Genomic DNA, 26,059 nt, shown 5'->3' with positions numbered 1-26,059 from the left:
TCAAATACGTCGATATGGCACAATCGAATCACTCGAATTCGAAGGTGTGCAGGAACTGCTGCGCACGTTCGGTTTGCGGGTGTTCGAAGAATGCCTGCGCATCATACGATTCCTCGACGATGTGCCCGCCATCCAGCAAGATGATGTGGTCGGCGATGGCTCGCGCGAACTGCATCTCGTGGGTGACGATAAGCATCGTCTGCCCGGACTTGGCCAGTTCGAGCACCACGTCGAGCACTTCACGCACCATTTCGGGGTCGAGAGCCGCCGTGATCTCATCGAGCAGCAGTACTTCCGGATGCAGAACCAGCGCACGGCAAATGGCCACACGCTGGCGCTGACCGCCGGACAATTCGTGCGGCCAGGAGTCCTTGCGATCGGCAAGTCCCACACGGCCAAGCAACCGGATCGCCTCGGCCTCCACCTCGGCCTTGTCTCGCTTCTGCACGAGCACCGGCGCCATGGTGATGTTGCCGAGCACCGTTTTGTTCGGGAACAAATCGTAGCTTTGGAACACCATGCCGATACGGGTGCGCAGTTCACTGGACCGGTCGGATCGTCCGGCTCGTTCCGTGCCGGGTTTTCCGGTATCGATCACCTGATCGTTGATGGAAATCGTGCCGCCCTGAATCGGTTCCAGACCGGCGATGGTGCGCAGCAGCGTCGACTTGCCCGAGCCGGAAGGACCCAGCACCACGAGCACCGAACCATGCTCCACCTTGAAGGAGATGTCGTCCAGCACCGGCTTGTCGGCATTTGCATACTGTTTGATCAGATGATCCACCTCGAAACCCTTGCAGGTCGTTTCGGGTTCAGTCATTCGACCACCTCTTTTCCAGTCGGCGGGCCACAATGGACAGCGGCCAGCACACGATGAAGTACATAAAGAAAATCACGCCATAAATCCACAAGGTTCCGGTCGGGAATTGGAATCGGTTCGCGTCGATAATCTGCTGGCCGACCTTGATGACCTCGACCACACCGAGCAGCACGGCCAACGATGTTGTTTTGACGATACGTGTCGCCAAGTTCACGGATGCCGGCAGCATACGGCGAACTGCCTGCGGCAGAATCACCCGGGAGAAAGCCTGCCACGGGCTCAACCCCAGTACGTAGCTCGATTCGTACTGCACTTTGGGAATCGACTGCAATGCGCCACGCACCAGATCGCCCAGCTCGGCGCCTCCCCACAGGATGAACACCAGCACGCAGGCACCGGTGGCATCGAGATTCCAATCGAACCATCGAGCAAAACCGTAGTAGGCAAGGAACAGCAACGCCAGCTGAGGCATAATGCGGATGAAGTCGAGGTAGATGCGCATCGCGGCCCGGATCACGGGGTTCTTCAGCGTCATCAGCCAGCCCACCAACAGGCCGACCGGGATGGACGCGCCTACGGATACGCCGGCTATCCACACGGTGACCCATAGGCCTTGCAACAGACGTGGGAATACGCCCGGCTGGAGCAGTATTTCAGCGCCGTCCATAATCGAACCTCCTCTCCAGCCATGTGCCAAAGATGGAAATCGGCAGCAGAATCACCAGATACGCCACAATCAGCATGAACAGCGACTCATAGGTGCTGTAGTACATGCCGATCAGATCTTTGGCCATATACATCACGTCGGCGAGCGCAATGGCGGAGACGACGCTCGATTCCTTGAACAGGAAGATCACATTGGCCACTACGCCTGGAATGGCGGTGGACACCGCCTGCGGCAGAATGACTCGGGTGATGGTTTGCGTGGAGGTCAGTCCCAGTACGTATGCGGTTTCGCGCTGCACGTTGGGCACCGCTTCCAATCCGCCGCGCATCGCCTCGGCCATGTAGGAACCGCCCAGGAATCCGAGGCCGACTATCGCGCAGGTTTCGGCGGACCATACTACGCCGAGTTTGGGCAGGCCGAAGTACAGAAAGTACAGCTGTACCAGCAATGGCGTATTGCGGCTGAGTTCGATATAGATTCTCACGATTTGCCGGGCGACCGGGATACGCGCGATTCCCACGCCAGCGCAGACCAGACCCACCGCGACGGCAAGCAGTATGCCAAACACGGATATGAATAAGGTCATCAATGTGCCATTGACGAAGAAAGGCGCGTAACGCTGCACGAACGACCAATCGAATGTCATCGGGCGCGCTCCTTCCTTTGCTTCTCGTTTCTTCTCCTGCGCATAAACGGTCTTAGCCGCCCATGTACGATTTCGGGGGCCGAACATACCTGCCATGACCCCCTTGCCGTGTCATCGTAGAGTATCAGAACACGTGGCATGGCCGCTGCGCTATATGCATTACTTATGGGACGTTACTCGATGGGCGAACATCAGGGCAATATTGTCGCCTAAACGGTGGATACACTGAGGCTATGAAGATTACCAAAGCTCTGACCCGTTTGACCGGTCCTGAAACCGCCCCGGTGTTCGTGCTGCTGCATGGCTGGGGATCCAATGAATACGATCTGCCCGATTTGCTGAACTATTGCGGTGCCGGTTCGGCTGATTACGCCAGTTTGCAGGCACCCATCGCCTATGGCATGGGATATACGTGGTTCGGCTCGTGGGCGCATGAGGGTGTGCCGGAGGGCGAATCGTTGGACAAGCAGGCGGCTGAGGCCGCCCAAGCCATTGATTCATGGGTTGCGGAGCATATTCCCGCCACTCGGCCGGTGGTTGCCATGGGATTCTCGCAGGGCGGCCTCTTGGCCGCGCATCTGCTGCGTTTCAATCCGAAACGATATGCCGCAGCCGTCTCCTGCTCTGGATGGCTGGCACCGGGGTCCGTTGCGGGCGATGCCGAATTGGCTTCGTTGAAGCCGCCCGTGTTCTACGGGCATGGTGCCATCGATGATATTTTCCCTGCCGCGCAGGTGGCGGCGATGGGTGAGTTCTGGCGCGAGCACGGCACGTTGACCGAACAGGTGTATCCGGGCATGGCCCATTCGATCAATATGCCGGAAATGCGCGATATTCAGCGATTCTTGGAGGCCAGCGGATTCATTCGTCCGCAGATTTGGTAGTCACCACCTCACATGACGTAGTCTACGTGGGCGAATTCGGGGACTTTGTACCATTTGACGGGGTAGCCAGCACCGTGGGCGCAGAAGACCGAGTCGGGGGTGTTGTCCAGATCGGCTTCGGGATCGTAGGCGGCGGCTGCGATGACCTGTTCGGCGTCATGGCATGGCTTGTAGCCGCCGAAGGTGGCGGAGAAACGGCCATGGCCGTGCGTGTACTGGTTCACATCCATCGCATAATCGCGCATTTCGGACACCGGCGCCTCGCCTTCGATCACGGCGTATTCGCCATCGGTGACCGGGGATTCGAAGGTGCCGGCCATGCGCTGGATATCGCTCATGGCACGGCCGATCATATCTGCGGGCACTTCGAGCCGGAACCGGTACCACGGTTCCAGCAGTCGGCAGTTGCCCTCCCCTGTGGTGTCCGGCCGGCTCTCGACCGGTGTCTCGGGCCGGCCACTGACTCCAGCTCTGGCTTCCATGAGCCCCTGACGAATTGCACGATAGGTGGCTTGGCGGAAGTCGCCGCCTTCGGTATGCTTCAGATGCGCGCGGCCAGCCACCAAAGTCATCTTGATATCGGTGAGCGGCGCGCCAACGAGCACACCGAGATGCTCACGCTCGGTCAGGTGGGTCAGAATCAGCCGTTGCCAATTGCGGTCCAAATCATTTTCGGACAGGGCCGAGCCCACAGTGACTCCGCTGCCCGGCTCCCCTGGTTCCAGCAGGATATGCGCTTCGGCATAATGACGGAGCGGCTCGAAATGACCTGTGCCTTCGACCGGCGCAGTGATGGTCTCACGGTACAGGATGGAGCCGGGGCCAAAGGACACATCCAGACCGAACCGGTCGTGCAGGGTCTGCTGGATGATTTCCAGCTGGACCGCGCCCATCAATTGCACATGAATCTCGGCCAGCCGTTCCACCCACACCACATGCAACAACGGGTCTTCGTCTTCCAGCTCACGCAATGCGGTGATGACCTTATGCAAGGTCAGATCATCGAACTGGGGAAGGGCCGGCGAGCTATTGTCCGTCTCTGCGTCTTGGCCGGCAGTGTCGTTCTCCTCATTGCGGCCGGTTCCCGACTTGGCGGCATCATGCTCGGCATCGTCCCGATTCACGCTGTCATGGCCAGCGCCACCGCGTTTGGCCGCTCCCGAGGTGCCGGCCGTATCGGATTCAGCTCCGGCGGGCAACACCGTGTAGGTCAACACGGGTTGCAGCGACGGCGATTCGGCGTCCGGTTCCGCTCCCAGCCCTTCGCCGGGGAAGGTCCGTGTCAGTCCGGTCACCGCGCATACCGAGCAGGCCGGCACTTCGGTGACCGTCTCGAATTTGGCGCCATTGTAGATGCGCACCTGATCGACTTTCTCGGACCACGCCATGCCATCATCCTCCTGCGCTGGCGACGGTGTCGACGCCGCGGCGCACGAGGATGAGGAGACGATCTCCTTGGCTTTGAGCGCACCGCCGGTGACGCGCAGCCACGTCATACGGTTGTGCTGGCCGTCGTGGGCGATCTTGAACACGCGTGCGGCGAAGGCGGCCGGCCATTCACGTTCGCGGGTGAACGTCTCCAGCCCGTCCAGGAATTCCTCGACCCCTTCGAGTTTCAATGCCGAGCCGAAATATACGGGGAACAGCTCACGTACGGCGATCATCGATCGCAATCTGCCCACGGACAGCACGCCATGTTCCAGATAGTCGTTCATCGCCTCCTCGTCCAGGGTGGCGATGTCTTCGGCGAACACGTCCAACGATACCGCGCTGCCCTCAGTGGACTGTTCCATTGCCGGCAACGGATATATCGCATCGCTCAGGCGTTTGCGCAACTGTGCCAGAATGGCCTCGCGGGCGAATCCGGCGGCGTCGCACTTGTTGACGAAGATGAACGTCGGCACACCGTATCTGGCCAGCAGACGCCACAGTGTCTCGGTATGGCCTTGCACGCCATCCGTGCCGGAGACCACAAGAATCGCGTAATCAAGCACGCGCAGCACCCGTTCGGTTTCGGCTGCGAAGTCCACGTGCCCCGGCGTATCCAGCAAGGTCAGTCGCAGGTCGCCGTGTTCAACCAACGCTTGGTGCGCGAAGATCGTGATGCCTCGCGCCTTCTCCAAGGAATTGGTGTCCAGAAACGCATCGCCGTGATCCACTCGCCCCAATTTGCGGATCTCACCGGTGCGGTAGAGCAGCGCCTCGGACAGCGTGGTCTTGCCCGCGTCCACATGCGCCACGATGCCTGCCACTATCTGTTTCATCAGCTGTGCTCCCTTCCCGATGCGCCGCGCGATTGCCGGCCGCCTAACCAATATATCCGAGAAAATCCGGGAGGGAAAAATTGTACCGTCAGACCGGGCTGCCGGTACAATATGTCACCGAACACCGACTGATATGAGGAGCCTCCGTGACCACTTCCGGCATTACCGTTTTCGGCCAACCATCCCAGCCCAATCATGGTGCCGGCGGGCGAATCGCCATGGACGATGCCGTCTTCCCCACCGATTATGTGGCGCTGGATCTGGAGACCACCGGCCTTTACCCGAACAGTTGCGCCATCACGGAAATCGGTGCCGTGCGCGTGCGGAAGGGGCATATCGTCGATCAATTCCAGCAGCTGGTGAATCCCTTGCGGCCGATTCCGCGTCAGATCACCACGCTGACCGGCATCACCGATGCGATGGTGGCCGACCTCGATCCGATTGACGAGGTGCTTCCCCGATTCATCGCATGGCTCGCTACCCCGGCTGACAGTCCCGCCGTTGAGCCGATTGTCGGTCATAACGTCAGCTTCGATCTGCGATTCCTGGATTACAACACCCGGCATATCGCCGGCTGCGGCTTTGCCTGCGCGGATTATGACACGATGCAGATCAGCCGCGCCCTGTTCCCCGCGCAGCGGCATCACCGTCTGGCTGACCTGATCGTGCGCTTCGGCATCGCGGACAATGAGGAACACCGCGCATTAAGCGATGCCATCCAAACCCAGCAGTGCTTCGAATGGATGCGGCATTATGTCACCGAGCATCACGAATCCGAAGCGATCCGTTGGAAGCAGGCGCCGGCCAGAAACAGCACCGAAATTCTCCACCGGCAGTTGGTGGTAAAGCGGTAGTTTACAGCCCGTATTATTCGCACATAGAGGAAAAACTATTAGTCGCTGGGCTAGAGACCTTATAGTGGACGGATTCCTCTCGCATATCGGAGAAATGCGGGATACCACACGGTTAGCGGCCAATTTGGGGCCGGCGTCCCACAACCGTGCGGGACGCCACGCACGTCAAACGATGCACACGGCTGGCATCCCACACCCCATTCCACAGAACCATTGGAATTCTGCCAATCCCACAAACCGGCGACGGCACCGTACATCAGGTTCTGTGGGACGCCAGAGAAAAAACACCCGAAATCCGCTGGAATCCCACACCATGTCACACCGCACCTGCAGCATCGCACCACACCACATCACGCCGACACCTATTCATGCCCCCATTTGCATAATTCGACGTTTTTGGAAGATGGCGCACACATGCATGTGCCCCCATTTGCATATCAAACGGTTGACACAACAATGGGGGCGCATGCCCCTTTGTATCGGTATGAATCAGTCCCTGCCGTCAGGCTCTCCCCCTATTGTGAGGGCCGACTGGCAGGGACTGAACACGCATAATCACATGAGCCCACCATGCCAAGCATGGACATCTCAGTACGAACAGAACCTATTCGCACACGTTACAGCCCGTATTCCTTGGCGATGACGGACCAGAGGTCGGCGGCGGCCTGATCGACGGTTTCGTTGACGATGGTGACGTCGAATTCGTTTTCGGCGGCGAGCTCCACTTTGGCGGTTTCCAGGCGACGGGCCTGCTGTTCGGCGGTTTCGGTGCCGCGGCCGATCAGACGGCGCTTGAGCTCTTCAAAGCTCGGCGGCGCGATGAACACGTACACCACTTCCAAGTCGAGTTCGGCGGCGCGCTGCTTGACGCGGCGGGCGCCCTGCAAATCGATTTCCAGAATTGTTGGCACGCCGGCAGCCAGATGCTCCTCCACCGGAGCCAGCAATGTACCGTAGTGGGCCATGCCGTGCACCACGGCGGTTTCCAGGAACTCCCCCGCCGCTTCGCGGGCCAGGAACTCGTCTTCGGCGAGGAACCAGTAGTTGACGCCATCAACCTCGCCGGGACGCGGAGCGCGCGTGGTGGCGGAAACGGACACCCACACTTCGGGGTGGTCGGCGCGCAGCTTGGCCTCCACAGTGCCTTTACCTACTGCGGTGGGGCCAGTCAGGACGATTAGACGGCCGGCATGGGTGTTTTCAGTCATGGGTTCCTCCGGAGATGATGTGGTGTGCAGCGATTATGAATCCAATGTAGTAACGGCTCACCGGCGAGATGACCGGTAACTGTTACAGCCCCGACGAACAGGGAAGAATATGAATCGTGATGCGACGTACGCGATGAGATACACACGTACGCATGCCGCGACATCTGATTCCGTTCTGATCACTGATTCTCCGCGCCTTCGGCGGTGGCCTCCATCAGGGCCTGGCGCACGTCGAGCGCAATCGACTCGGTGGCCTGGCTCAATGCGGCGATATCCGGCCCGTGCGAGGCGATGAAGCGGGACACGGTGACCAACACGTTGCCGCGCGTACCGCGGAACACGGTTTTCAGGTCCTTGGCCTCGGCGCCCTGCCAGCCGTAGCCAGGGGAAAGAATCGGGCCGGTGAACTTGGAGGGGTCCACGCCGGAATCCTGCGTCCATTGGCCGATGGTGGCGCCGATGATAAGGCCCACCGAGCCCATGCCTTCGATATCCACGTTGTGCTTCTGTGCGGTGGAGGCGATGCCGTAGGCCACAGTGCGCCCCTTGTAGTCGCCGCTCTGGCGCAGCGCGGTCTGCAGACTCATGCCTTCCGGATTGGAAGTCAGGGAGGCGATGAACACACCGCGTCCGTTTTCCAACGCTTCGGTAATCAGGCCGTTCAACGAGCGCGCGCCATAGTACGGCAGCAGGGTGATGGCGTCGGCCAGCATCGGGGCGCCGGGCTTGAAGTAGGCGTCCGCTATGGCGGAAATCGTGGTGGACAGGCCTCCATGCAGGCAATCCACGATGGTGATGACGCCCATCTGGCGTGCCGCGTACAGCACGCGTTCGAGCGCTTCGAAGCCCTTGGCCCCGTAACGCTCGAACATCGGCGTCTGGAATTTGACTGCTGCGGCGCGCCCGTTGGCGGCCTGCAGCATACGCATGGAGAAGAGTTCGGCACCTTCGGCGTCGACGTTGTATCCCCAGTCGGTGAGGAGCTTGCGATGCGGGTCAATGCCCACACACAGCGGCCCGTATTTGGCCATTGAATTGCTTAATCGCAGACCGAAATCCGAACGTTGTGCCTGCAATTCCTCACTGCTGGGTGTAGTCATCAGAACTCCCGTCGCTCCAATTCGAACAACTGCTTCGAATGCTCCTGAATGCTCATGATCTGATAATCATTATGCTTCACGGCCTCGATAGCGAGCAGTGCGGCCTGGAACTCGGTGATGGTGGTGAACTGCGGCAGATCGGCGGCAATGGCGGCGGCGCGGATGGAATACCCGTCGGACCGGGAGCCGCGCGAGTTCGGCGTGTTGAGGATCATGTCGATCTTGCCCTCCTCGATGAGATCGACCACGTTCTTGCCCACGGATCCGGCGGCGTGATGCACTTCGACCGGTGCCTCCGGATCGGTGTCCACGCGGGTGCTGATCTTATCCACGATGTTCGACTCGATGCCGTACCGGCTGAGCACAGAGGCGGTGCCCTCGGTGGCCCAGAGCTTGAATCCGAGTTCCTCAAGACGCACGGCGAGCAGCGGCAGCTGACGCTTGTCGGTGTCGTTCACGGAGATGAACACGTTGCCGTGGGTCGGCAGGCCACCGTCGTAGGCGGCGAGCTGGCTCTTGGCGAAGGCGTGCGGGAAGTCACGGTCGAAGCCCATGACCTCGCCGGTGGAACGCATCTCAGGTCCGAGCAGGATGTCGACGGTCTTGCCCACCGGGGTGCGGAAGCGCTTGAACGGCAGCACGGATTCCTTGACCGCAACCTGCTGGCCGGGGTGGATGTCGCCGCCGTCGCCCTTGGGCAGCAGCAGACCGTTGGCGCGCTGGTCGGCGATGGTCTCGCCGGCCATGATGCGGGCGACGGCCTTGGCCAGCGCCACGCCGGTGGCCTTGGAGGCGAACGGCACGGTACGGGAGGCACGCGGGTTGGCTTCGATCACATACAGCGTGTTGGCCATGAAGGCGTACTGCACGTTGATCAGGCCCTGCACGTGGCAGCCCTTGGCGATGGCGTAGGTGCCTTCGCGCAGGCGGCGGATCTGGTCGTCGGACAGGGTGGACGGGGGCAGGGTGCAGGCGGCGTCACCGGAGTGGACGCCGGCCTCCTCGACGTGCTCCATAATGCCGCCGATGTACAGTTCCTCGCCGTCGAACAGGGCGTCGACGTCGATTTCGATGGCGTCCTGCAGGAACTTGTCGATGAGCAGCGGGGAGGGCAGGCGGCCGGAGACCACGGTATCGGCCTTGGCCTCGGCAAGCGCGCGGTCCACGTACTTGGTGAGCTGCTTGTCGTCGTAGACGATTTCCATGCCGCGGCCGCCAAGCACGTAGCTCGGGCGCACGAGCACCGGGTATCCGATGCGGTGGGCAGCGTCCATGGCCTCTTCGAGGCTCAGGGCGGTGCCGTAACGCGGGGCGTTCATCTCCGCCTTCTTGAGCACCTCGCCGAACAGCTCACGATTCTCGGCCAGATCGATGGATTCCGGGGTGGTGCCGAGAATCGGCACGCCGGCGGCCTTCAGACGCGCGGCCAAGGACAGCGGGGTCTGGCCGCCGAGCTGGACGATGACGCCCTTGACCGGGCCCATCTTCTTCTCGGCCTCGTAGATCTCGAGCACGTCTTCGAAGGTGAGCGGCTCGAAGTAGAGGCGGTCGGACATGTCGTAATCAGTGGACACGGTCTCCGGGTTGCAGTTGACCATGATGGTGTCATAGTCCTTGCCAAGCTCCTGCACGGCGTGCACGCACGTGTAGTCGAACTCGATGCCCTGGCCGATGCGGTTCGGGCCGGAGCCGAGGATGATCACGGCCTCGCGCTCGCGCGGGCGCAGCTCGGTTTCGTCGGCGTAGCAGCTGTAGTAGTACGGCGTGGCGGCGTCGAACTCGGCGGCGCAGGTGTCGACGGTCTTGTAGACCGGGCGCAGGCCGTAGGTCCAGCGCAGCTCGCGGATGGTGTTCTCGCCTTCATCGCCCAAGCCACGCAGGTGGGCCACCTGCACGTCGGACAGACCGGCGAGCTTGGCCTTCTTGAGCAGCTTCGGGGTCAGGGTCTCGGCCTCGCGCACCGTCATGGCGGTCTCGTTGATGAGGAAGATCTGCTTCAGGAACCACGGGTCGATCTTGGTGGCCGCGAACACCTGCTCCAGCGTGGCGCCGCCCCAGATGGCGCGCATGAGCTGCAGGTAACGGTGTTCGGTCGGCGTATGGATGGCCTCGAGCAGTTCGGCCACTTCCTCGGCGGACGGCTTCTCGCCATCCCAGTTGAAGCCCATGTGGCGCTTGTCGATGGAACGCATGGCCTTGCCGAGGGACTCCTGGAAGTTGCCGGCCAGGGCCATGGCTTCGCCCACGGACTTCATGGAGGTGGTCAGGGTGGGGTCGGCGCCCGGGAACTTCTCGAAGGCGAAGCGCGGCACCTTGGTGACCACATAGTCGATGGTCGGCTCGAATGAGGCCGGCGTGGACTGGGTGATGTCGTTGCGAATCTCGTCGAGCGTGTAGCCGAGGGCCAGCTTGGTGGCGATCTTGGCGATCGGGAAGCCGGTGGCCTTGGAGGCCAGTGCGGAGGAACGGGAGACGCGCGGGTTCATCTCGATGACGATGATGCGGCCGGTCTTCGGATGGACGGCGAACTGGATGTTGCAGCCGCCGGTGTCGACGCCCACGCCGCGGATGATGGCGATGCCGATGTCACGCAGCTTCTGGTATTCGCGGTCGGTCAGGGTGAAGCAGGGGGCCACGGTGATGGAGTCACCGGTGTGCACGCCGACCGGGTCGACGTTCTCGATCGGGCAGACGACCACGACGTTGTCGTTGCGGTCGCGCATAAGCTCGAGCTCGAATTCCTTCCAGCCCTCGATGCCCTCTTCGATCAGGACTTCGTCGGTGGGCGAGTAATGGATGCCGGCGCCGGCGATGCGGTGCAGCTCCTCCTCGTTGTGGGCGATGCCGGAGCCCAGGCCGCCCATGGTGAAGCTCGGGCGCACAACCAGCGGGTAGCCGAACTTCTCGGCGATCTTGTCGACTTCCTCGATGCTGTGGGCGATGTCGGAGCGGGCGGATTCGGCACCGGCCTCGTCAACGACCTTCTTGAACAGTTCACGGTCCTCGCCACGGTCGATGGCTTCCAGGGAGGCACCGATCAGTTCGACGTTGTACTTCTTCAGGACGCCGGCCTCGCCCAGCGCCATGGCGGCGTTGAGTGCGGTCTGGCCGCCCAGGGTGGGCAGAAGCGCGTCGGGGCGTTCCTTGGCGATGATCTGCTCGAGGATCGGAGTGGCGATCGGCTCGATGTAGGTGGCGTCGGCCATCTCCGGGTCGGTCATGATGGTGGCCGGGTTGGAGTTGACGAGGATGACGCGGATGCCTTCCTCACGAAGGACGCGGCATGCCTGGGTGCCCGAGTAATCGAACTCCGCAGCCTGACCGATCACGATCGGGCCGGAGCCGATGACCATCACGGATTTGATGTCGGTGCGCTTCGGCATATCACTTACCTTCCTTGGAGTTGTTCTTCATAAGTTCGCAGAAACGGTCGAACAGGTAGGCCGCATCGTGCGGGCCTGCTGCGGCCTCCGGGTGGTACTGCACGGAGAATGCGGGGATGTCCACGCACTGCAGGCCTTCGACCACGTCGTCGTTCAGATCGATGTGGGAGACGAACACCTTGCCGTACTTGCCGTTGTCAAACGGCGCGTCGACCTGCTTGCCGATCGGAGCGTCGACCGCGAAGCCGTGGTTGTGGGCGGTGACCTCGACCTTGCCGGTGGTCAGATCCTTGACCGGCTGGTTGATGCCACGGTGACCGAACTTGAGCTTGTAGGTGCCGAAGCCGAGCGCGCGGCCAAGCAGCTGGTTGCCGAAGCAGATGCCGAAGAACGGGTAGCCGGCGTCGAGCACCTGGCGCAGCAGCTCGATCTCGGGCCCGGCCTGTTCCGGGTCGCCCGGACCGTTGGAGAAGAAGACGCCGTCCGGGTTCAGGTTCTCGATTTCGGCGAAGGTGACGGTGGAGGGCACCACGTGCACGCGGCAGCCGCGTTCGGCCATGCGGTGCGGGGTCATGCCCTTGATGCCGAGGTCCACGGCGGCCACGGTGTACAGCGGCTCCTTGCCTTCGTACTCGCCGCATGGCTCGATGGTGTAGGTCTCCTTGGTGGACACCTCGTCGTACAGGCTCAGGCCCTGCATCTGCGGGGTGTTCTTGACGTCTTCGAGCAGCTGCTCGATGGTCTTGAGCACGCCGGTGGCCTGGTCGGTCAGGGCGTCGCCGGAGAAGATACCGGCGCGCATCACGCCTGCGGAACGCAGGTGACGCACCAGCTTGCGGGTGTCGATGTGGCTCAGGCCGATGATGCCGTTCTTGGCGAGGCCGTCATCAAGGCTGCCTTCGGCACGCCAGTTGCTCACGTTCGGAGAGGGATCACGCACGATGTATCCGGCAACCCAGATGCGGGAGGACTCAGGGTCTTCGCTGTTGACGCCGGTATCGCCGATGTGCGGGAACGTCTGCACAACGATCTGGCGATCGTAGCTCGGATCGGTGAGCGTCTCCTGGTATCCGGTCATGCCGGTGGCGAAGACGATCTCACCGGTCGTCTCGCCGAGGGCGCCATACGGCTCTCCCACATACACCTGTCCATCTTCCAAAACGAGGACTGCATCGTCCTTGTCGTACGTCGGAATTGCGATGGTCCCGGACTCGTTCTGGCTCACCAAAACCCCCTTATGTTTTTCGGGTATTCGTACCAAGGTTAACGGCCAGCGCAGACTCACACGCCGTTGGGCGCAAAGTCTCACCCCGCTGGCGGGGCTGTCGGCAAGGTGCCGACTTGAGAATGTACGGCGACACAAGTGTCCGCCCATGAAAAAGCCTCCCGAATGGGGAGGCTGAACAACAAATGACTAATCGACCGTCGGCTGAATCTCAGCGGACGGGGCAGCGGGCTCGTCGGATGCACCGGACGAATCGGAAACATCGCCCTCATCGGTCGGATCGGATGCGGCGGCATCGGAATCGGACGATTCCTCATCGGCCTCTTCCGCCACGGACTCCGGTGCCGGTGCTGCGTTCTTGGCGGTGCACACCGCAGACAGCAGGCCATGGATGAAAGCGGGCGAATCGTCATCGCACAGGGTCTTGGCCAATGCCAGAGCCTCGTCGATAGCGACCTTGTCCGGCACATCATCGTTGAACAGAATCTCCCAAGCGGCGATACGCAGAATGTTGCGATCGACCACGCCCATACGGCGGACCTTCCAACCCGTGGAGTGTTCGTCCAGGGTCATGTCGATCTGACGACGGTGCTCAGCCACGCCCTTGACGATTTCAATGGCATAGTCGGGAAGCGGGGTCTGGGCACCGGGATGTGCGATGCGTTCGTCAAGCAGGGAGAGAATATCCTGGCTTTTTTCGTCGGCTTCGTACAGGGTGTTCAGAGCCCTTTTGCGCGCGGTGGAACGTGCCATACTGCTGCTGTCCTAGTCCTTTATACGGTCGGTCGTCTGTTGAGGATGCGAAGATCAGTTGTTCTCGCGGCCGGTGTAGGAACCATCCTCGGTGTTGATCTTGACGCGGTCGCCCTCATTGATGAACAGCGGGACCTGAATCTCGGCTCCGGTCTCAACGGTGGCCGGCTTGGTGCCGGCGTTGGAGCGGTTGCCCTGCAGGCCCGGCTCGGTGTGGGTGATGGTCAGGACCACGGAGCCCGGCAGGTCAACGCTCAGCGGGGTGCCGTCGTGGAAGGAGACCAGGCAGTCGGTGCCTTCGAGCAGGAACTTGGCCTTGTCGCCCAGAAGGGTCTTCGGAACCATGATCTGATCGTAGGTGGTCATGTCCATGAACACGAAGTTGTCGCCGTCCTCGTAGGAGTACTGGAGGGTGCGGTTGTCGACGGTCTCGAATTCCATCTTCATGCCTGCGTTGAAGGTCTTGTCGACGATCTTGCCTGAGAGCACGTTCTTGATGGTGGTGCGTACGAAGGCGGGGCCCTTGCCCGGCTTGACGTGCTGGAACTTCATGACGGTCCACAGCTGGCCGTCCAGGTTCAGGACGGATCCGTTCTTGATGTCGTTAGTAGTCTGTGCCACGTTATTCACCTATTTCAAATTCAAACTAGCTTAGGCAAAGCCCAAAAATTGCCTTGGCTATTATGCCACACCGGGTATACAGGAAGTGAACGCTGGGGTTTCCCACGTGACCCCGACTAGACTGGATGAATATGCGATCCTTCTTCGAAGCCATATCCGTGTCCTGCGTCGTTCCCGCGCAATCGCCGGCGGACAACGAACGCACGGTGTTCGACAACCTGTCCTTCAGCATGGAACGCGGCGAGATCGTCGATCTGGTGGGACCGTCCGGCTCCGGCAAATCGAGTCTGCTGACCGCATGCGCCCGACTCAACCCGCATGCGCACGGCACGTTCGCCCTTGAAGGCAAGGGCAGCGGCGAGTTCACGCCGCAGCAGTGGCGGCGGGATGTCGCCTACCTGCCGCAGAAGCCGATTCTGACGGGCAAGAACGTGGCCGAGGCGATCCGCCTGCCCTGGACGCTCGCGATTCGCGGCAAGGGCGGCAAGGCCGAGCAGCTGCTGCCCGACGAGCGCATCCGCACGACGTTGGACGCGATGGGGTGCGAGGACATCGATCTGGAGCGCGCCCCGCACGACCTGTCCGGCGGCCAGGCAGCCCGCGTGGCCCTGGCCCGCACACTGCTCACCGATTCGAAGGTGCTGCTGGCCGATGAGGTGGACGCCGGTCTCGACGACGACAACGCGGCCAAGGTGGCTACGATCATGGCGGATGCCGCCACACGCGGCATGGCGATCATCCGCATCCGCCACCGTCCGCCGGACGGACGGGCCACCCGCACGCTGATGCTGGACAAGGGGCGGCTGACCGAACGCGAGATGACGGATTCGGCGGCGCAGGACGCGAACGCGGTGCCTGCCGGCGCCGATGAGAATGAGGAGACGCAGTCATGAGCGGCGATCTGGGCAATTCCTACAACATCGATATCTGGGGTCTGCTCATCGCGCTGGGCATGGTGGCCGTGGCGGCCATCATCAGCGAACTCATGCATATGGGCATCGGCAGGACCCTGATGTGGTCGGCATGCCGCGCCCTCGTGCAGCTGTGCGCCATGGGATTCATCATCAGCTATGTGATTCGTTCGAACAGCGTGTGGATGGTGTTCGCTCTGATGACGGTCATGCTGGTCGCGGCGGTGCAGATCGTGATATCCCGCGCGCGGCATCCCCAAAGGTCTTGCCGGACCGATCTTCCTGAGCCTGGTCATCACGATGCTGCTCATGCTGGCGTTGGTCACCGAACTCATCGTGCGCCCACACCCATGGTATGCGCCCCAGCTGGTGGTGCCCCTGACCGGCATGCTGCTGGGCAACACCGTTTCCGCGCTCGCTGTCGGGCTGAGCCGATTCTATGAAAGCATGGAGGAACGCCGCGACGAGGTGGATATGATGCTGGCCTTGGGGGCGACGGCATGGGAGTCCGCCCGCCCATCCGTCATCTCGTCGATTCGGCTGGGACTGCTGCCCACCACCGCTTCGCTGGCCTCCAGCGGCATCGTGACCATCCCGGGCATGATGGCGGGCCAGGTAATCGCCGGCGGAGATCCGCTGAACGCCGCCAAATACCAGTTCGTGGTCTTCGGCGCCATCGCCGCGCTGACCTTGCTGGCCGACGGTCTGATCATGGCCATGGTCTATCGCACCTGCTTCACCACCGAGGACCAGTACGCGCGATAGCGAAGGCGGGGCATGGACCCCGCCTTCGGTCATGCTCCTTACAGAGCGCCCCTACGCAGAATGTCCGCGAAAGACCACACCACGTGGGCGATACGTGCGAGCTCGGCATGCCGTCCGACCGACAGCCACTGTGCGCGATACCGCTCGAACCACAACTCCAGATCGGCGGCGAGACGATTCGCCCCGCTGCCGACGTCCTTGCCGTCGGCCAACGCCAGCAGTTCCTCGCCAAGTTCGTTGAACAGTCGCTGCCCGTCCAGCATCACCGACAGGAACTCCGCGGTCAGGCCTCCCCTGTCCAGACCGGCGAACGCGTCGCCGCAGTCAAGCAGCACCTGATCGCAATCCCGACGCCGTTCGATACGCTCGCGGTTCCACTGGAGCATCCGCCGGCGCGCGTCATCGCATCCCAACGTGCGGTCCAGCGTGAGCCTTCCGCCGCTTGAACGTTCCATGCACGCCGCCACATCCATGTTCAGCGCGCCGGTGCCGGAACCGTATTCCAGCTCCAGCACCTGCACGGCAAGGTCCCAGGGGAACGACACCCCATCGGAGTCGATGCGGGCGAGGCAATCCATGATGCGACCGGATTCGTCGCCATACACCAGAGCGGAGATCCGACGGTTCATCTCATGCGCATCGATCTCGATCGGATTCCAAGCGTTCTGAGCGCCATAGCACAGGCCCGGCACGCTCAGACGCGGATCGTTGACATGGCCATAATCACCCCAATCGGTGACCACCATGCCTTCCGCATCGTACTTGGTCCCCGCCAACGCCATGTGATACGTGTTCAGCCAGGCACCCGCATAATCGGGGAAGAACCGGCTCCAAGCCCGCACCGCGGGGCACACGAACTGTCGACGGCCCTGCGCGGCGATGGTCTGGATCTTGCTCTCGTCGATCTGCGGCTCGTACATCCAGTTGAGCATCGTGATGTCGCCGGGCAGCAGATCCATCGTGCGCGGGCTTTCGAGCGCGATGTCCGCCCACAACATCGGCTGCCGACCATGGCGGGCAAGCGTTTCGCACAGATCCCTGACGAAACCGGCATACAGTTCATCGCGGCCGGCTCCCGGCGCGTCCTGCGCGGACCTGCCACGTCCCAAGTCGAACGTCTCATCGCCGCCGATATTGAAGGACTTCGAACGGAACAGCGGCGCGTATTCCTCAATCAGGCGCGAGGCGAAATCATGGGCCTTGGGATCGGCGGCGTTCAGCGTGTGATGTTCCATGCGTTCGATGAAGCTGAACGGGCGGTCGGCGTCTTCGGGGAACTCACCCAGCCCGCGATGCTCACGGGTGCGCAGATTCATGTACATGTGCCCGAACGTGGCCAACGACGGCACCAACTCGATGCCGCGACGCGCGCAGTACTCGTCCAGATACGTGATGTCGGCGGCCGTGAGCGGATCGGTGCCACGCCACGCCTCGCTGAGCTCGACGAACGCGAAGGCATGCTCGACATACAGCTGGAACTGATTGTATTTATATAAGGCCAGCTGGTCGACGAACCAGGTGAGGAACTCCATCGTCGGCACTCGTCCGCGTGTCACGTCGAGACTGTAGGCGCGCACCGGGAATGCGGGCTTGTCCTGGATATGCAGGCAGGGGATGGCACGCGAGGTCTGCCCGATGATCTGCCGCAGCGTCTGCAGACCGTATCGCAGTCCGCTTTCGCTGCCACCACGCACACGGATGCCCTCCGATTCGGACACATCCAACGTGTATTCGTCATGGGCCAGCTGTGAATCCAGGCCCAGGGATATGACGGTGCCGTGTGTGCGGCGCCTCAGGACGGTGACGCCGTAGCGGTGCCGAAGTTCATCGGACAGCTGCTCGATCGGCAACGTCTCCCAAGACTGATCGGCATCCTCGATCGTCACCAGAGGACCGATCAAAGCCGTGCCATGGGTGTACTCCAATGTCACCGGAGCGGGAATCAGGGTAAGACGCCGCGTTGCGTCGTCGGCCTTATGTTCGGAAGTGGGCACAGCTACTCCTTTCATGTGGTTTTTGTCACGCAAGAGGATATTGTACGACACCGGCGAATAGGCGCGAAGAGAACCGTTCTCTATTGGCCGATTGGCACCGCTCCTGGACCATCACCCCTTAGCACCGCTCCAGCAGACGCTCGGCCAGTCCCCGAAAGACCTGACCGACGCCATCCGTGCGCAAGGCGCCATCGACATCCAGCACCGCGGGACGACCCGCCTCGCCGATCTCGCGCACTTCGGGATCCAGCGGCAGTTGGGCCATCAGCGGCACGTCATAGCCAAGCGCCGCGCTTAACTGTTCAGACACGCGCTGACCGCCGCCGGCACCGAAAATCTCCAGCTTCTCGCCCTTGTGCTCGTAGTAGCTCATGTTCTCCACCACGCCACGCACCTTCATCGGCACCTGCAGGGCCACGAGTCCGGAGCGCACGGCGATGTCGGAGGCGGAGGGCTGCGGGGTGGTGACCACCACGAGTTCGGCGTTGGGCAGCGCCTGGGCCACGGAAATCGCCATGTCGCCGGTGCCGGGAGCCAAGTCGAGCAAGAGGACGTCCGGCTCGCCCCACCATACGTCAGACAGGAACTGTTCCAAGGAGCGCTGCAGTCGCGGCCCACGCCACAGAATCGCCCGGTCAGCACCGGCGAACATGCCGATGGAGATCAGTTTCACGCCCCACGCGGTGACCGGCATGAGCATGCCATTCAGATTGGTGGGCTGTGTATGCACGCCGAACAGGCGCGGCAGTGAGAAGCCGTAAATGTCCGCGTCGATGGCGGCCGTGTCGAAACCGAGGGCCGCAAACGTGGCGGCCAGGTTCGCGGTAACCGAGGACTTGCCGACGCCGCCCTTACCGGAGGCGATGGCGAAGATGCGGGTCTTGACACCCGGTTTGCTGAAGGGGTTCCGCTTGCGTTCGGCCTTGAGGTTGGCGACCAGATCGGCCAGCTTGTCACGGCTCATCGAACCGACTTCGATATGAGGCAGCAGCTGTGCGCCCGGATAGGAGCTGACCGCGCCATTGATCTGGTTGGTGATGGTCTCGCTCAGTGGGCATCCGGGAACCGTCAGCTCAACGTGCACGGTGACGTCGTAAGTGCCGGCGTCCGACGATGCGGGCGCGGCTTCGATGGCGGCGATCATGCCGAGGTCGGTGACCGAACGACCGAGCTCGGGGTCGATGACCTTGCTCAGGCGTTCGTAGATGTCGGCTTCGATCTGACGTGCGTCGCTCATAAATCCGTATCCTCCTTTAGGGCCTGTTCTACCCTAGCGTGTGATGCGGCGGCATGCCAGAGGGAGTGGAGTAAGTCACACTGCGCACGCGCTGCGGATGTACCTCTCCCATTCCCGCATCCGTTTTGCGGGCGACTACTTCCCTCAGTCGCACAAGGCGACAGCTCCCCTCAGAGAGGGGAGCCAAGTCAGTCGATGCTACCGGTTTCTAGGAGCTGGGCGAATTGGGTTTCGCCCAGCATGGGGATGCCGAGTTCCTCGGCCTTGATGGCCTTGGAGCCGGCGTTTGCGCCAATCACCACGTAATCGGTCTTCTTGCTCACCGAACCGGCCGCCTTGCCGCCGCGCTCGATAATCGCCTCTTTGGCGGAGTCGCGCGAATAGCCTTCCAACGAACCGGTGACCACCACGGTTTTGCCGGCCAGCGTCTGCGGCAACGAACTGGTCTCGGCCTCGTCGACGCCCACGCCGGCGGCCTGCCAAGCACGCAAAGTCGCACCGCGCCAGTCGCCGGGTTCGCGGGTGGCGGCGAACCAGTTCACCACCGATTCGGCGATTTCCGGGCCCACCCCGTCGATGGCCGTCAGATCTTCAATCGTGGCGTTTTCGATGGCTGCCAGCGAGCCCATCGCCGAGGCAATCAGGCGTGCGGTAGGCGGACCGAGCCGGCGAATCGACAACGCGACCAGCACACGCCACAGGTCGGCGTGACGGGCCTTGTCCATTTCGTCGAACATCTTGCGCGTGTTTTCGCCGGGCCGAATGATCACCGGTACATCCGTGACGCCAGTGCGCGTGGTCTTGTGATCCACGCGCACGATGACCGCGTCGGCCGGCACGTCATACTCGGGATAGGAGGCTGCGGCAAAGCCCGGCATGGTACCAAGTGGAGCCTCAGCCCCGGTAGGTGCGTCGGTTGTCTCGCTGGCGGCACCTCCCTGTGTTTCGGCAGATTCGATTGCGGCTTCCCTTTGCGCGCGTTCGGCCAACTGCTTGGCCGTGAGCTTCTTGGCCGGCGTGGGCGCGGTCCAGAAGGCGGGCACCTGATGCCACAGGCCAGAGCCACCGACACGCTTACGCACCTTTTTCTTCTTACCGTTCGCACCGACCGTCTCATGCACCTCGACGATTGCGGCCTCACGCCACACACGCACGTCGCGCAGATCGGCGGCGGTCAGGTCGAACAACCCGGATTCGTTGGACAACACCGGCTTCTGCGCGGCCGGCAATTCCAGCCCTTCCACCGGCTCATACGGGTCAGGCTCTTCGCCGGGGGCGACCAGCACCTCGGTGATGTTCGGCGCGTAGGTCGCCACCGAATCAGGCCGGTTCTCCTCCGGGTTGGTCAGAGCGATGGCCGATTGTTCGCCCAAGTGCTCGATGTCGAACGCCTTGCGTGAGGCCAGCGAAATCACGCGCTCGGTCAACTGGGCCGGGCAGCTTTCCACATTCGGGCAGCGAATATCCTTGTCACCCTCCTTGGCGGGTGACAGTTTTGCGCCGCATGAAGGGCAGAACTCGGGCATGACGAATTCGCGCAGCTGGTCCTCACGCCCTTTGCGCCGTTCAAGCACCGGGCCGACCAGTTCGGGAATCACATCGCCGGCCTTGCGCACCACCACGGTGTCTCCGATCAGGATGCCCTTGCGTTTGACTTCAAATCCGTTGTGCAGCGTGGTACGAGCCACGGTGGAGCCGGCCACGTAGACAGGTTTGAGCACGGCGACCGGCGTCACACGGCCGGTACGCCCCACCTGCACGGTGATGTTGAGCAGTTCGGTGTTGACCTCTTCGGGCGGGTATTTGTAGGCGATGGCCCAGCGCGGCGCGCGCGAGGTGGCACCGAGGGCGCGCTGCAGGCCCAGGTCATCGACCTTGACGACAATGCCGTCGAGCGCGTGCTCGATGTCGCCGCGATGCTCGCCGTAGTACTCGATCATGTCCAAGATCTCCTGGAATGAGGTCACCGCACGATTATGCGGGGAGACCGGCACGCCCCACCTGGTGTATAGATCGTAGGCCTGCGACTGGTCGGCGACCACATCATGGGTGCCACGCGGATGGTCCGCCCCCCAGGTGAGCTGCCCCAGACCATGCGCATAGAAGCTCAGGCGACGGGTGGCGGTGATGCGAGGGTCTTTTTGACGCAGCGAGCCGGCGGCGGCGTTGCGAGGGTTGGCAAAGGGCGCTCGTCCGGCGTCCTCCTGCTCGTTGTTCAGGGTGTGGAAGTCATCCCAGCGCATGAACACTTCGCCTCGGATTTCCACGAAGTCCGGAACGTCTTCCTTGGGGCCGCCGAGGTTGGCGGGAATGGAGCCGATGGTTCGCACATTCAGGGTGATGTCTTCGCCGGTAACGCCGTCGCCGCGCGTCAGGCCCTGTTCAAGCACGCCGTTGCGATAGATGAGGTTCAGGGCGAGGCCGTCGATTTTGACCTCGCAGCTCATGGGCAGGGGCTTGGATTCGGGCCAATCGAGGTCGCGAATCACCGAATCGTACCAATCCTTGAGCTCTTCGATGGAGAAGACGTCATCAAGGCTCATCATGCGGCTGGGGTGGCGCACGGAGGCGAAGTCGTTGGAGAAGGAGCCGCCGACGCGATGGGTGGGCGACTGTGGATTGTCCAATGAGGGGAACGCCGCTTCGAGTCGTTCGAGGCAACGCATGCGCGCGTCGTAGGCGGCGTCGGAGCTGACGGGTGAGTCGTCGATGTAGTAGGCGATCTGATCGGATTCCACCCATGCGGCCACGCGAGCCCACAGGCGGGCGGCGGCCTCAGCGGTCATCGTGTTCACGTCGAAACGGTCGAGGCGTATCGCGTCGTCGTCAGTGGGCTGCAGTGCGGCTATCCATTGTTCGGAGCCAGGGGCAAAACGTGCAATACCGGTATCAGGCCGGACCTCGGCCACATCCTCATCGTCGAAATCCCATGCCAGTTGTTCGTTCGTGCTCATGGTTGTCTATCCTAGCGGGCTCGGCTCCCCTCGGCCGGCTATACCGTCAACTCCCCTCAGGCGGCTACGCGGATAGCGAGCGCAGGAACTGGGCTTGGATGATGTCGATGTTGTCGCCTTCACCGTCATTCATGCGGGCCACGGCCACCGAGAGCGTGCGGGCCGGCACGAACATGCCTTCATCCACGCACACGCGGGCGGCGTCACGCACGATGTCAGCCACTTCGATATGCGGCCAGACCGGCAGACCATGCATGGCAAGCACATGGGCGGCCGTCTCCACCGATTCAGGCACCGGCATGCACTGCGAGTCCGCACGGGAAACCAGTTCCTGCAGTTCGCTTTCCAGCGAACCAATGGCCCCGGGAGCGATGTGTTCGCTCATAATGTAGGCTGCGGCGGCTGTGTCGAACCGGTCAAGCATCCATTCGGCGTACGCGAACCGGTAGTAGGCGAACGCGGCATCGTCGCGGTCCAAGGCTACGCGCAGAGCATTCAGGCAGGCGGCGCGTGCCGAATCCCAATCCTCATTGCGGGCCAGTTGGATGGCGAGCTTCAGATGTGAGAGCGGGTAGGCGGGCGCGTACGCCACCATACGGTTGAGGTGCGGGATGGCCGCCTCGGCACCCTTGATCTGGCTCAACACGTCAGCCAGCTCCATGTGTGCGTAGAACAGATTGTCCGGGATGAGCACCGTACGCTCGTCCAATGTGGCGAACAGTCGGTTGTAGACCACGCGCTCGGCATAGGAGTTGAAGTATCGAGGTACGCCATGGCCGGCCGCATACACCTGATCCAGATGGGACACGGTCGCTTCGGCCGCTTCGATGGCCTGATCGGCTTGGCCCGAGAACAGCATGTCTCGGGCGCGCAGACGCTCCTTGTCAAGATCGTCAGCAAGCGTGAACGTGAAGTCCGGTGTGTCCTTGCCATCGATCAACGCACTGGTGACCTGTGAGGCCAAGCCGGTCAGTTCGGGATCGCATATCGATTCGATGACCTGCATGGCTCGCTGGGCCTTTTCCACGGAGCCGAGCGACGTGTTCCTGGCGATATCGTGGAATTCGTTGACGCCATGCTGCAGTAGGCCCACTCGCTGGATAGCCAGTCCGGCACTATTCTGTGCGCCCAGCACGTGAGCGGTCGCCGGGCTGAATTGACGGTCGGCCAGTTCGGGCTCCTCCTGGGATCCGGTGGGAGAGAACCGGCTGTCCGCCAAGTCGAAGTCGGCGCTGATGGGTTTCAGACCACCTTCGCCGTCCACGTCCATCACGGCACCGAACATGCGGTAGGTTTCCTCGGGATTGTCGAGCCCAGCGGTGTCCAGTCGCTTGAGGAAGGCATCACGGGTGAAGGTGACGGTGACCATATTACGCACGGTGGGATTGCGGCGCAGCACGCTCATCGGATCATCGTCCACGCCGGCGGCCCCATCAGCACCGTCAGTGCCGACGCCCTCGCCGCCGATACCGCCCAGGTCGTCGCCTGCGCCGGTATCGTCCGGCATACCGAACGCCATTTCGTCGATATCGACGCCCTTCATCAGATCTTCGAACTGCGAATCGATGGACGCGGCGCCATCGGCGTCAGCGGATTCGACCGCGGCCTGATCCGTAGCATCCGCAGACGGTCCGGTACCGTTGCCGGTTCCCCCGGTCGTGCCGCGTTCGTCACCGGACGCCATCTGCCCGAACGTCTCCTCATGGGTGATGGGGCGGGTCGGGTCGCCATGGAAATCACCATCTTTGGGGTCGGCTTTGGAACCCACACGCCCCAAATCGCCACTGCGCAGATGTTCAAAAGCACTTAAAGCCTCGCTCATCATCGCCTCGATGGCGGAATCCTGTTCGGCAATCGCCTCTTCAAGACCAATGGAATCGATGTGCAACGACACCTGGCGTACGGATTCGCTGGTGCCGAAACTTAGCGCGGCCATCATCAGGCCGACACGCAGGTTGTAGGCGGCGCTCATCGACGCGCGTTCGGCGCTGCTCAGCGCACGCCACGTACGTCGAGTGGTGTCATACCGGCTATCGGGCATCATCGAGGTGCCGGCGGTGGTGAAGCCAATGGCCACTTCACCCGAATCCAAGCACGACCGGAACTCCACATCAAACCGATACGGCAACCGTAACCGGCGCAACAGTGAAGAGAGGGTCTGACGATACACCCATTCGTCGCTCCTCGCCGGCGAATACGAAGGCCGAGCGGCTTGAGTGTCGGTGTCGTTCCTATCAGCCCGCTCTACAGCGCCCTCAGTACTTCCAGCGCCCGCAGCATTCGTCACACCCGAATCCGGCACGTTCTGCTGGGTCAGCACATCTCGAGGATCGGGGAATTCACTGCGAATCTGCCCAGCCGTGCGGGCGGCGATATCGACCAGGCTCAGCACGGCCCGACGCTCCTGCTCGCCATCATACGGGTCAAGCGCCATAATCGCAGGGTTTTCGATGAGTTTCATGTCGATTTGCGCGGCCTCGGCACGGGTCACCGTATCTTCCGTAGGGTTGCGTCCCAAGGAAGCGTTGCGCTCCAGCCAAGCGCTCACCGCAGCGAATCGGTTGAGGTTGCCTTCGATCTTCAGGGATTTCAGCGCCTGCCCGAATGCCAAGGACTTATCCCACGCAAAGAAATAGCCGCTCGAATACGTCGAGGTGTACAGGTGCAATGGTTCGGCGCCATGCACCGCTTCCAGCCCCGGCGTGGTGTCGAGAGCGCCGGCTTCGCGCATCAGATCGGCGAAATGATCCTCCAGACCGGAGGCCCGCATGCCGTGGGCACGTGCCGCCAAGGTGTCACGCACCGAACGGCGAATCGCACCGATCGGCGCCTCGCGGTTGAGACGGCGGAAGATATTGCCGGAACCGAATCCGATGAGCAGACCATTGATCTGCGGCAACATATACGTGGCGAAGAACGCGATGGTAATGGCATCGCGGTATTCCAAATCATGACGCATCGCAGGCGGCAGATTGGCACGCATCTGCTCAAGCGTGTACCGGTTGCCGGCCTTGAGCCATGAGGCGAGCCATGTCATGCGTCCGGTGTCGTCACGTCCCACCACGCCACCGGTAATGGCCTTCACACCGTCAGCACCATGACCAAGGCCGCGCCCCAAACCACGCCCATGATGCAGCGCATTTCCCAGGCCACAGCCTGCACGGGAGAAACCGGAACGCGAACGCGGCTCGTCGCTTTCGCCCAGCCGCTCACCGTCCGGCAAAGTCACTTCTTTTTCCTTGCCGAACATGAATCGCGCCTGCATATCCTGCACGTCCATGTTGGGGTCGGCGCCCACGAATACGCGGCCATGCGTATCGGCGAACGCCACCTGCGCAAAATGATCGCGGTCGGGGAAAATGCCAAGCGAAAAGCCACGGCCTCTGGTGGAGGGCAGCTGCGCCCATCCAAGCACCAGCCCTTCCGGCACGTTCTCCAATTCAGGGAAGGTGCGTCGCTTGATTACAGGACTCAGCGCCACTGCATGGCGAGTCAGTTCGTCGATAATGCCGCCTTTACGCTCACTGGTCTCCTGCAAGGCATCGCCGAACGGATTCGTATCGTGCTTCTTCGGCTTGGACAGTCCCAGATCGGCCGCGAGCGCGTTCATCGAATCCTTCAGCCCGCCCAGCAGTGGCGCGCGGTTGTGCTTCCCATGGTCCGATGTACGTTTTGGCATGATTCACATTGTCTCTTGTTTGCCCGACATCAAGCCCGAATAAAGCCTATAGAATAAATGCGTGCATTCCATAGACCACACTCGCGCAGACCGT

The 26,059-nt window shown here is 62.0% G+C and carries 17 protein-coding genes and 1 pseudogene; 4 read left to right on the top strand and 14 right to left on the bottom strand.

Annotation, left to right across the window (positions count from 1 at the left end):
• Nucleotides 1-28: 28 nt before the first annotated feature.
• The 3 genes from MMB48_RS04040 to MMB48_RS04030 are packed head-to-tail and all read right to left on the bottom strand — an operon-like array spanning nt 29 to nt 2,133.
• Nucleotides 29-820: an amino acid ABC transporter ATP-binding protein gene (locus MMB48_RS04040; RefSeq protein ID WP_012577135.1), complete on the bottom strand. Its 792-nt coding sequence runs from the start codon at nt 818-820 to the stop codon at nt 29-31.
• The gene (locus tag MMB48_RS04035) at nt 813-1,487 is read right to left on the bottom strand and encodes an amino acid ABC transporter permease (RefSeq protein WP_012577134.1); all 675 of its coding nucleotides are present in this window, start codon (nt 1,485-1,487) and stop codon (nt 813-815) included. Before MMB48_RS04035 ends, MMB48_RS04040 begins: the two co-directional genes overlap by 8 nt.
• Entirely contained in the window at nt 1,474-2,133 is a 660-nt protein-coding gene (locus tag MMB48_RS04030; protein WP_032745339.1) for an amino acid ABC transporter permease, read from the bottom strand. The genes MMB48_RS04035 and MMB48_RS04030 overlap by 14 nt, the downstream gene beginning before the upstream one ends.
• Before the next feature lie 233 nt (nt 2,134-2,366).
• Here MMB48_RS04030 and MMB48_RS04025 point away from each other — a divergent pair, with 233 nt between their 5' ends.
• Nucleotides 2,367-3,017 (top strand): alpha/beta hydrolase, encoded by a 651-nt coding sequence (locus tag MMB48_RS04025; protein WP_032745340.1) that lies wholly within the window; start codon nt 2,367-2,369, stop codon nt 3,015-3,017.
• An 8-nt stretch (nt 3,018-3,025) separates the two neighbouring features.
• Here the strand turns inward: MMB48_RS04025 and MMB48_RS04020 are convergent, their stop codons facing one another.
• A complete protein-coding gene (locus MMB48_RS04020; RefSeq protein ID WP_032745341.1) occupies nt 3,026-5,281 on the bottom strand; it encodes an elongation factor G in 2,256 nt (751 codons plus the stop codon).
• A gap of 146 nt (nt 5,282-5,427) precedes the next feature.
• Here MMB48_RS04020 and MMB48_RS04015 point away from each other — a divergent pair, with 146 nt between their 5' ends.
• Nucleotides 5,428-6,135, top strand: a complete 708-nt coding sequence (locus tag MMB48_RS04015) for a PolC-type DNA polymerase III (RefSeq protein WP_032745343.1) — start codon at nt 5,428-5,430, stop codon at nt 6,133-6,135.
• A gap of 617 nt (nt 6,136-6,752) precedes the next feature.
• On the opposite strand, the gene gmk is transcribed toward MMB48_RS04015, so the two are convergent.
• The 6 genes from gmk to efp all read right to left on the bottom strand — a co-directional run bounded on the left by gmk (nt 6,753) and on the right by efp (nt 14,425).
• Nucleotides 6,753-7,343: a guanylate kinase gene (gene gmk, locus MMB48_RS04010; RefSeq protein ID WP_032745345.1), complete on the bottom strand. Its 591-nt coding sequence runs from the start codon at nt 7,341-7,343 to the stop codon at nt 6,753-6,755.
• Between the two features lie 179 nt (nt 7,344-7,522).
• Entirely contained in the window at nt 7,523-8,443 is a 921-nt protein-coding gene (gene pyrF / locus MMB48_RS04005) for an orotidine-5'-phosphate decarboxylase (protein WP_032745346.1), read from the bottom strand.
• Nucleotides 8,443-11,826 carry a carbamoyl-phosphate synthase large subunit gene (gene carB, locus MMB48_RS04000; RefSeq protein WP_032745348.1) on the bottom strand — a complete coding sequence of 1,128 codons (3,384 nt, stop codon included), beginning with the start codon at nt 11,824-11,826 and terminating at the stop codon, nt 8,443-8,445. The genes pyrF and carB overlap by 1 nt, the downstream gene beginning before the upstream one ends.
• A 1-nt stretch (nt 11,827) precedes the next feature.
• Nucleotides 11,828-13,051, bottom strand: a complete 1,224-nt coding sequence (gene carA, locus MMB48_RS03995; protein ID WP_032745350.1) for a glutamine-hydrolyzing carbamoyl-phosphate synthase small subunit — start codon at nt 13,049-13,051, stop codon at nt 11,828-11,830.
• Between the two features lie 189 nt (nt 13,052-13,240).
• On the bottom strand, nt 13,241-13,804 hold the full coding sequence (gene nusB, locus MMB48_RS03990; protein WP_032745351.1) for a transcription antitermination factor NusB: 564 nt from the start codon (nt 13,802-13,804) through the stop codon (nt 13,241-13,243).
• Between the two features lie 54 nt (nt 13,805-13,858).
• Complete coding sequence (gene efp, locus MMB48_RS03985; RefSeq protein WP_007056944.1) at nt 13,859-14,425, bottom strand: elongation factor P; 567 nt, start codon at nt 14,423-14,425, stop codon at nt 13,859-13,861.
• A gap of 125 nt (nt 14,426-14,550) precedes the next feature.
• Here efp and MMB48_RS03980 point away from each other — a divergent pair, with 125 nt between their 5' ends.
• The gene (locus MMB48_RS03980) at nt 14,551-15,318 is read left to right on the top strand and encodes an ATP-binding cassette domain-containing protein (protein WP_032745353.1); all 768 of its coding nucleotides are present in this window, start codon (nt 14,551-14,553) and stop codon (nt 15,316-15,318) included.
• Nucleotides 15,315-16,101, top strand: a pseudogene (locus tag MMB48_RS03975) (ABC transporter permease). The gene MMB48_RS03980 and the pseudogene MMB48_RS03975 overlap by 4 nt, the downstream one beginning before the upstream one ends.
• 38 nt (nt 16,102-16,139) lie before the next feature.
• On the opposite strand, the gene MMB48_RS03970 reads toward MMB48_RS03975, so the two are convergent.
• The 4 genes from MMB48_RS03970 to MMB48_RS03955 form a co-directional block, all read right to left on the bottom strand.
• The gene (locus MMB48_RS03970) at nt 16,140-18,095 is read right to left on the bottom strand and encodes a beta-N-acetylhexosaminidase (protein WP_032745354.1); all 1,956 of its coding nucleotides are present in this window, start codon (nt 18,093-18,095) and stop codon (nt 16,140-16,142) included.
• Nucleotides 18,096-18,213: 118 nt separating this feature from the next.
• Nucleotides 18,214-19,332 (bottom strand): Mrp/NBP35 family ATP-binding protein, encoded by a 1,119-nt coding sequence (locus MMB48_RS03965; RefSeq protein WP_032745356.1) that lies wholly within the window; start codon nt 19,330-19,332, stop codon nt 18,214-18,216.
• Nucleotides 19,333-19,520: 188 nt separating this feature from the next.
• On the bottom strand, nt 19,521-22,286 hold the full coding sequence (ligA, locus tag MMB48_RS03960) for an NAD-dependent DNA ligase LigA (protein ID WP_032745358.1): 2,766 nt from the start codon (nt 22,284-22,286) through the stop codon (nt 19,521-19,523).
• Between the two features lie 64 nt (nt 22,287-22,350).
• Nucleotides 22,351-25,965 (bottom strand): tetratricopeptide repeat protein, encoded by a 3,615-nt coding sequence (locus tag MMB48_RS03955; protein ID WP_032745359.1) that lies wholly within the window; start codon nt 25,963-25,965, stop codon nt 22,351-22,353.
• Nucleotides 25,966-26,059 lie beyond the last annotated feature (94 nt).

The sequence above is a fragment of the Bifidobacterium sp. FKU genome (genome assembly GCF_026016385.1).
GTDB lineage: Bacteria > Actinomycetota > Actinomycetes > Actinomycetales > Bifidobacteriaceae > Bifidobacterium > Bifidobacterium infantis.
This window is presented reverse-complemented; position numbering and strand designations above follow the sequence as displayed.